We start from the raw sequence: 7,840 nt of genomic DNA, 5'->3' as shown, positions 1-7,840 counted from the left end.
GGGGTGAGATTCATCTCGAAAGGCGCCTGGATCGGCCCACCCGCCTGCTCCTCCACCGTATGGACCCGCCCATCCCAGAACTCGAACTTTTCCAACGCCGCGTTGAGAACCGTGGGAGAGTTGAGGTGGTGGGGGTTGACCCGTCCTTTGTAGCCGATGGCGGCGGGTCGGTTGTCGTCTCCCCCTTCCGACAGAATGTGGCAGCTGGCACAGCTGACCGTGCGGTCCCGGGAGAGAATCGGATCGAAAAAGAGCCGCTTGCCCAGAGCGATCTTTTCGGGCGTCAGCGGATTTTGGGGCGTATTGACCACACGAAGCAATCCTTCCCGGGTCGTAGGAACCGGTTTGAGATTCCCCTCCAGCGCCTCTTTTCTCAGGGTCTTGTCATCAGGATATTTCATCGGTTTTTGGGGAATGAAATAAGGGAGTATCAAAATACCCGTCACCACCGCCAAGGTAATCAATAAAGGTTTCATCTTCTCCTCCTCGCGACAGAACTCTCTGAAAAGCGAATAGAGCGTAACCCCGTTTTTCAGAGAATACAATCATTATAGAGGAGTTGGAGAGATCGATCAATGCCTTTTGATCACAAACAGGATCATTTTTCGTCATAAGAGGGATTTTTTGCCGCCACCGCCGCGGGATAGATACCGTAGTGCTGATAGAAGAGTCGGCTGAAGTGCCCCTGATGGCGATAGCCCACGCTTGCAGCGACTTCACCGACACTCAGGTCTCCGTCCCTGAGCAGGCGGTTGGCCGCCTCGAGGCGCAAACGCTTCACGTAGTTGTGGATCGTCGTACCGTAACGCTTTTTGAAAGCCCGTTTGAGCCGGAAATCGTTGGTACTGCAAAGCCGGGCCAGTTCCGGAATCGTGGGGGGATCGGCATATCGCCGAATCAGAAGATCTCTCGCCAGTGCCGTAATCCGTCTCTCTTCATCGGTAAGTGTGACACGATCGTCTTCAAAAGAGAGAAGATCGAGACGATGGAGAAAAAGCTCCACCACCCGATGCTCCGTCGCCAGCCGACTCATGGTTTTTCGGCGGCTGGATCGAAGGACTCTCTCCAAGAGATAGTCGCCGTAGGCGTCCATCGGATGGGTCGCAAGAGGGGTAAACCCTTTGGCGCATTCCAAAAGCGTGTGGAGTCGATCGATCGGGTCGTTGGCATCTCCCTGACGATACCGCGCCAGAAAAAAATCGGCGACAAAAAGCAAAAAGAGATGAGCTGGGCCGTCGATCCTCTCGAGATGGAACCTACCCGGACCGGCGAGGATCAAACTCCCTGTTCCTTCACTCCATCTCTGAAGCGCCTCGTCCTCTCCCCGAAAACGAAACTCTCCCTGCATCAACAACGGCAACACGATCATGCGGTCCCAGTTCTTCCCTGCTCTCGGTGGAAGGCTCTGCCCTTTTCCGACCCGGATTTCCAAAAGCACCAGGCCGTTGGAGACATCCATCCGCAGGATCGAAGCTCCCGCAGGTGTCGAAAGCGACGTCACCACACATCGGTTCTCTCCGGCATTGAAAAAGAGGCTCTTCATGCTTCCCCGATCCCGTAATACTCCATGACCCGACGTTCATACTCTTTGTCGCTCAGTTCCCGGCGCATCGTCAGAAACCTCCTCGCCATCTCTCCTACCGCCACGCGAACCGGCGCATCGGGATCCTCGACAATCTGTAGGATCGCTTCGGCGACCAGCCGGGGATCATTGCCCTCATTGATCTGCCGGATCACCCGGGGAGCCAGCGTTTCGGTCAAAGTGGCATAGGGAGAATCGGGATCCCGGATCGCCGCATTGACCCGGAGATTTCTCCGGGCGAACTGGGTGTCGAAAAATCCGGGCATTACCGAATGGACCCGGATGTTCCATCCCGCCAGCTCCAGGCGCAGAGAATCGGTCATTCCCTCCACGGCATATTTGCTGGCATTGTAGAAGCTCAAAAGCGGCAATCCCACCCGACCCAGGAAGGAACTGATATTGACAATAATCCCGGATCGTTTTTCCCGCATAGCGGGAAGCACTTCCTGAGTCATACGAACCAGGCCGAAGAGGTTAATCTGGAACTGATCGATCATCTCCTCCTCTGTGACCTCTTCGAGGGTGGAGACGAGACCGTAGCCGGCATTGTTGACCAGGATGTCAATCGTCCCGGCTTTGTCCAGAACGGTTGCGACAGCTTCACGGGCCGAAGCGTAGGAGTGAAGGTCCGCCAGCAGAACCTCGACCCCCTCGATGCCTTCTGCTGAGAGTTTCTCTTGCAGCTGTCCTGGATCACGGGTCGTAGCGAAGACACGGTATCCTTTTTCGGCAAAGAGCCGCACCGTCTCGTAGCCCATCCCGCTGGAGGCACCGGTGATCAGAATGTTTGGTCCCATCAACGTCCCTCCGCTCCGGGATGTTCACCCGTCGAAGTGAAAAGAAGTTTCCTTCGAAGACAAGCGAAGCTTGCGTTTCCCATACAGGGAGCCCCCAATGGAATCTCCCGTTTCGCATCCACCAAAAAAATCGCCGGATACTTCGTCGTATAATAAAGTTCAATGGGATAGTTCGCTTTGGCATCGGCGATGACGATCACGGCTACATAGTCATCGGATATTTTTCGGGTCAGTTCGGAATCTTTTCCGATGGCGGCAAGAAGTTTTCGTCCGTCATCAGAAGTGCCGGCCAGTAAAAACAGAAGTCGTTTCCCCTCCTCGACCGCTTCGGCTCGGGCAGCTTCGTAAGCACCGCGCCAATGGACGAACGTTCCCGCTCCCAACCCTTGAAGAACGACGAGAAGAAATAGCCACGTTCTCACGGCACGGTCCATTGGACCTTTTTGATGATCATCGGTTTCGTATAGCTGTTATCCTCAAGAGTGATCGCTTTGAGACATTCTGCTTTGGCCAAACGCGCGTAGAGAGTGACAGTAACTTTGTCCCCTTTTTTGAGTCCCGGAATAGTGTAGTGCAGCGTCCGGCTCTCGTGACCTTGGAGGTTGTTGACCTTTTCCGAAGTAGCCGGAGTTGGTATGACAATAGGATGCCCCGCTTTAAAGAATCTATAAGCAAAGTAGCCCTGCCGATCCTCTGAAGGTCGCTGCCGATAATTGCGCCAGATTACCTGGCCGTTGCGCGTCACAACAATCTCCAGATATTTGGCCCTGGCGGGTTGAATAATCATGGGATGGGGCATTTTATTCTTCAATGTCAGATCGATCCCTCCCTTACGTTTTTGCAAGGAAATTTCATAGCCGCCGGCTCGAAACTTCGGATCCCGGATCCCGAGGAAGCGGTGACTGTGGTGCTCCATCCGATTGCGGTTGTTATGTTTTTCCGCACCGCCGGGAACTTTGGGCATATGGCACCGGACACAACCGCGGGAATTGTCGGTGGAATGCATTGCCCGAAAGATCGTAACGTTGTTTTCGTTGACTTTGTGGCTATGACACCCCATACAGACATTGTCCAGATAGATAGGACTGTTGAGAGAAGAGTGTTTGTCACTATCATCCGGATTGACCAAGGAACCGAAAAGAGAAGGTTTGTACCCTTCAGCCTGTTTAGCAGGCAGATTGAGATTGAATCGATGGGCCTTTTTGACATAGGCGATGGTATGGCAAAAGAAACAAGAGACTCCGTCACGTTCCCGAACATCCCTGGAATCAGGCCCGTATTTACCGGAGACAAGATCTTCCACATTACCGGCTGCCGGCATATGACAGGGGGCACAGGCGTAGGTTTTGGGATTGGAGGCGTTGGCTACCTTACGATGCAGTTCGTCGGTAAAATAGCTTTTTGCATGGGCGGAGTGTTGATACTCGTCATAAATTTCTTCATGACACTCTTTGCATTTGCTGTTGGGAATGTAGGGCTTTGCAACTGCCGCCATCGTGAGCAAATAAAAAACGGATACAAATTTTAGAAGATGATGCATTGAGACTTCCTTGAAAATTTCAAGGCATCACCCTCCGACGGAGAGTGAGACACCGGGCTTACGCTCCGGGAACCTCCTGCCGATGCTCGACAGAGTAGGTAAATGTCGGAGTCGTCATGTTGTAGATGTACTTGACGAACTCACCCGTTTCGGACTTGTAGACGCCGATCCGACCCGTGGTCCACTCAGAGATGAAGGTCCACTTACCGTGGTTGGCAGGCTCAGCATGGAGCAGGCGGGGTTGGACAGGCTTCTTGACCTTGGGACCGTGCTTGGCGGTATAGGTAACCAGCTTCTCTTTGGAGATTTTGGAATCAACCTCTTTGCCTTTGACCGTCTGATACTGGGTCGCATCCCACTCCTGCAGAATCTTGCCGGTATGGGCATCGATCAAGTGACCTTTGGTCTTGCCGACTTCGATGATTCGATCGGTCTTGAGGGTCTGCTTGTTGATCAGATAGACCTTGTTATAGTTGGCCGGACCGCCCAGAACACAGTCGGACCAGATGTAGGGGGTATCCTTGCTGGTACCGACGAAGAGTCCGCCGCCGGCTGTCGGTACGTTGGCAACCACTTCGTTGTTCATATCCCAGATGACGACGTTACCGACGTTCATGCTGTTGGTGGCGTTGAGCTGCCCGTACTTGTCGTTGTACCAGGAGCTTCCCTGACCGGGGTGAGGCTTGGTGCCGGGACCGGTATAGATCTTGGCGGCCAGCTTCTTGGTCTTGAGGTCGACGACACCCATCAGGTCGCTACCCTGGGACGCGACATAGACGAAGCGACCCATCTGCTTTCCTTCGTTCTCGAAGGCATCATGCAGGATCTTTCCGATATTGGGAACATCTCCGACGATGGGGAAGTCGGGTTTGCTGTAGTCGACGATATAGACATGGCCCCCGTCTTTGAGCGCGAAGCTGAAGTAGGGAGCATAGGGAGTATCGGCAATATAGGCGACACGGCTGGGTCCGATGTTGCCGTCAGGATCGATGACGCTGGCGGTCGGATAGACCTTCAGCGGCTCCAGCGTCTTGGCGTCGCACAATACGGCACCGCCCGGGTTATAGTCTCCGGCCATGACATATTTGCCGTCAGGAGAGACCGCCAGACCGCGGGACTCCTGTCCGACCTGGACACTGGCGATAGCCGGCTGGCCGGGAGCGTTGAGATCGAACATGGTCAGACGGCCGGAGCGGCTGATGGAGTAGGCGTAGCGGGGCATCCGCTTGTTGGTCACCGTAACGTGAACCGCGAAGCCCGCTTTATGCCGTGAAAGGACCTTGCCGGTCGTTCCGTCGATGAAGTCAACCAGCGAGGCGTCACGCTCGGTAGCGAAGACGATATCCTTGACGCTCTTGACATCGGTGGGCTTGGGATATTTCTTGAAGAGTGCCTCACGATCCGCCAACTTTTTCCAGGTTTTTTTAACCTCATCAAGCGAGAGTTTCAGTTCGACGGTGTTTTTCCAGTTCATCAGCCATTCGACCATCCCTGCCGCATCGTCCCGACTGAATGTGGATTTCCAGGCGGGCATCGCGGTACCGGGCCGTCCTTCCAGAATAGTATCGACAAGCATCTGCTTGTTTTTCTTTTTCAGAGCCTTGGGCCGCAGGTCGGCCCCCACACCTCCTTGGTGAATCGGACCGTGACATCCCTGACACTCTTTTTCATAGACTTTGGCAAAATCCATCTTGGATGTGCCGGCCTGGGCCATTGTGACGGCCAGAGACGCGGCGGCGACATAACTCAATGCTGTTGCTAATTTCATCTCTCCTCCTTTATGGTGAATGAAACAAACGGGCCGGCTCTGCCGGCAGACTCCAATCCATTGAATGTATTTTATTGAAATGATTCTTCAAAAAAAATGATCTTGGTCAACCGATCACTTCTCCAGACGCTTCTTTTCACTGAAATAGATCCAGATCATCGGAAGAATAATGATCGTATGCAAGACAATTGTCAGTGTCAATGGACCCTGATTGAGCCAGGCAAAGATGTTGTTGCAGGAAACATCGGCGCAACTTTCGAACATATGAAAATTCATATTTTGACTCCTTTCATCTCAAGGGCGAAGTCGGAACTTCGCACTGCTTCTCAGGCCTGAGCCGCCTCTTTTTTGCCGATGGTCAACAGATCGATGACCAGATAAACAAAGCCGACGAAGGTAACGATCCCCATGATCTCACGCCAGGTCTGCGCCTGGATATACCAAGGAAGGTTTTGCGCGGTGAAGAAAGCTTGCCAGCCTGCCCCCAATTCGGCCCGCTCCACCAGGACCTGCTCATAGCCGGCGATGGTCAGTGCCACCGTCATTCCCAGGACCCCGAAGGTGATCAGGAAGATCGCCATTTTGGAGTTGAAGGTCGCCTTCATCCGCTTGACGCCGTAACTCTCCTGAATACCCAGATACATCATCCCGATCAGGATCGTCGCATAGGCTCCAAAGAAAGCCAGGTGACCATGCGCCGCCGTAAACTGTGAACCGTGGGTATAGATGTTGACCTGAGGCAGGGTATGGAAGAATCCCCAGATACCGGCTCCCAGGAAGTTTCCGAAAGCATTGATCGTGATCCAGGCCATGGCCGGACCGTTTTTGATCGCTGATTTCTCGCCATGCGCCTCGACTTGCCCCTGTTCCTTGCCCCAGTCATAGAGGACGTGGACAAACATCGCCACCAGCGGCACCGGTTCCAGCGCACTGAAGAGCGCTCCGATCTCCCACCAGTACTCGGGCGTACCGATCCAGAAATAGTGGTGTCCCAAACCGAGAATACCGGAACCGAAGAGCATCAGCACTTCGATCCAGAGCCACATCTCGACGATTTCCCGTTTGGCATCGAGAATCTTGATCAATGCATAAGCGGCCAGCGTACCGACAAAGACTTCCCAGGTCGCTTCAACCCAGAGGTGGATAACCCACCACCACCAGTACTGATCCATGGAGATGTTGTCGGTAAAGAACATTCCCGCCAGATAAAGACCGGCCAGGGCCATCAGGTTGGCCACCATGACGGTCATGATGCCGGTCTTTTTCCCTTTCATATAGGTAAAGAAGACGTTGGCGTAGAAGATCAGGACCACCACCACGATGCCGATATCGGCCCAGCGGGGTGCTTCGAGATATTCACGACCTTCATTGATAAACCAGATAGTACTCTCTTTGCCGGGTCCAACCTGGATAAAGATATAGACCAGGACAACCACCGCAACAGCAGCGGTCAGAACCCAGAAGGCCAGTTTGCCCAAACCGATGGCGACGGGATTTTCGATCCCGGTCTCGTCGGGCAACATCAGGTAGACCGACCCGATCATCGCATAGAGCATCCAGACCACCAGAGCATTGATGTGAACCATCCGTGCGACACTGAAGTCAAAAATACCGTAGAGAAAGCTGGGATAGAGGAACTGCAGTCCCGCGATCAATCCCATGAGCAACTGGGCGCCGAAGAGCACGATCGCCACCCGGAAATAGTTCATCGCCAGCTGTTTGGAAGGCGACAGATGTGCGGTTTTATTTAGCATAGGTCCCTCCTGTCTCATAGTCTTTTATCGTTTTGGAGAAGCCTCTCGGGAAGCCGTTGGTGTCGATAGAAGACATATGCTTCAAAAACGCCACCAGCCCTTTGGCTTCCTGCTCGGTGATCCCCAGATTGGGCATCATCCGTGCGTGGGTAGGATACTGCTCCGGATGCATCAGAAACGCCACCATCGCCTCTTCTTTGGTCTTTTTGCCGGTCATCGCCGGCAGAGTTTTCTCCCACATGGGATCGAGCCAGGCTTTGGTCAGATCCGGCGCATAGTAGGCACCGTTACCCAGCAGCGTATGACAATCCATACAGTTCTTGGCTTGAGAGGTCAGTTTACCCAGATGCAGCAGGGCTGCCGCCTCTTTGGGGCTGAGCTCTTTGCCGAAGAGCGGCT

General features: G+C 53.8%; 9 protein-coding genes. All 9 read right to left on the bottom strand.

Going from position 1 to position 7,840, the window contains the following annotated elements:
- Positions 1–476, bottom strand: a 476-nt coding sequence (locus tag F8I07_RS10045; RefSeq protein WP_292659172.1) for a cytochrome-c peroxidase, incomplete at its 3' end; no start/stop codon positions are given.
- A gap of 122 nt (positions 477–598) precedes the next feature.
- Entirely contained in the window at positions 599–1,543 is a 945-nt protein-coding gene (locus F8I07_RS10040) for an AraC family transcriptional regulator (protein WP_292659170.1), read from the bottom strand.
- Entirely contained in the window at positions 1,540–2,379 is an 840-nt protein-coding gene (locus F8I07_RS10035; protein ID WP_292659167.1) for an SDR family oxidoreductase, read from the bottom strand. Before F8I07_RS10035 ends, F8I07_RS10040 begins: the two co-directional genes overlap by 4 nt.
- Entirely contained in the window at positions 2,379–2,801 is a 423-nt protein-coding gene (locus F8I07_RS10030) for a hypothetical protein (RefSeq protein ID WP_292659164.1), read from the bottom strand. The genes F8I07_RS10035 and F8I07_RS10030 overlap by 1 nt, the downstream gene beginning before the upstream one ends.
- The gene (locus F8I07_RS10025; RefSeq protein ID WP_292659163.1) at positions 2,798–3,919 is read right to left on the bottom strand and encodes a multiheme c-type cytochrome; all 1,122 of its coding nucleotides are present in this window, start codon (positions 3,917–3,919) and stop codon (positions 2,798–2,800) included. The genes F8I07_RS10030 and F8I07_RS10025 overlap by 4 nt, the downstream gene beginning before the upstream one ends.
- 58 nt (positions 3,920–3,977) lie before the next feature.
- The gene (locus tag F8I07_RS10020) at positions 3,978–5,687 is read right to left on the bottom strand and encodes a nitrite reductase (RefSeq protein WP_292659161.1); all 1,710 of its coding nucleotides are present in this window, start codon (positions 5,685–5,687) and stop codon (positions 3,978–3,980) included.
- Positions 5,688–5,801: 114 nt separating this feature from the next.
- Entirely contained in the window at positions 5,802–5,963 is a 162-nt protein-coding gene (locus tag F8I07_RS10015; RefSeq protein WP_292659159.1) for a hypothetical protein, read from the bottom strand.
- Positions 5,964–6,013: 50 nt separating this feature from the next.
- Positions 6,014–7,441 (bottom strand): cbb3-type cytochrome c oxidase subunit I, encoded by a 1,428-nt coding sequence (locus tag F8I07_RS10010; RefSeq protein WP_292659156.1) that lies wholly within the window; start codon positions 7,439–7,441, stop codon positions 6,014–6,016.
- A partial coding sequence (locus F8I07_RS10005) for a cytochrome c (RefSeq protein ID WP_292659154.1) occupies positions 7,431–7,840 on the bottom strand: 410 nt, incomplete at its 5' end. The genes F8I07_RS10010 and F8I07_RS10005, both read right to left, overlap by 11 nt.

The sequence above is a fragment of the Nitratifractor sp. genome, assembly GCF_015487065.1.
Lineage (GTDB): Bacteria > Campylobacterota > Campylobacteria > Campylobacterales > Sulfurovaceae > Nitratifractor.
The sequence above is the reverse complement of the archived record's forward strand: the minus strand, read 5'-3'. Positions and strand labels throughout refer to the sequence as shown.

What these genes read in the sequence shown, in the direction of transcription:
- F8I07_RS10040 (WP_292659170.1), bottom strand. Translation starts at nt 1,543, where the DNA reads ATGAAGAGCCTCTTTTTCAATGCCGGAGAGAACCGATGTGTGGTGACG.
- F8I07_RS10035 (WP_292659167.1), bottom strand. Translation starts at nt 2,379, where the DNA reads ATGGGACCAAACATTCTGATCACCGGTGCCTCCAGCGGGATGGGCTAC.
- F8I07_RS10025 (WP_292659163.1), bottom strand. Translation starts at nt 3,919, where the DNA reads ATGCATCATCTTCTAAAATTTGTATCCGTTTTTTATTTGCTCACGATG.
- F8I07_RS10020 (WP_292659161.1), bottom strand. Translation starts at nt 5,687, where the DNA reads ATGAAATTAGCAACAGCATTGAGTTATGTCGCCGCCGCGTCTCTGGCC.
- F8I07_RS10015 (WP_292659159.1), bottom strand. Translation starts at nt 5,963, where the DNA reads ATGAATTTTCATATGTTCGAAAGTTGCGCCGATGTTTCCTGCAACAAC.
- F8I07_RS10010 (WP_292659156.1), bottom strand. Translation starts at nt 7,441, where the DNA reads ATGCTAAATAAAACCGCACATCTGTCGCCTTCCAAACAGCTGGCGATG.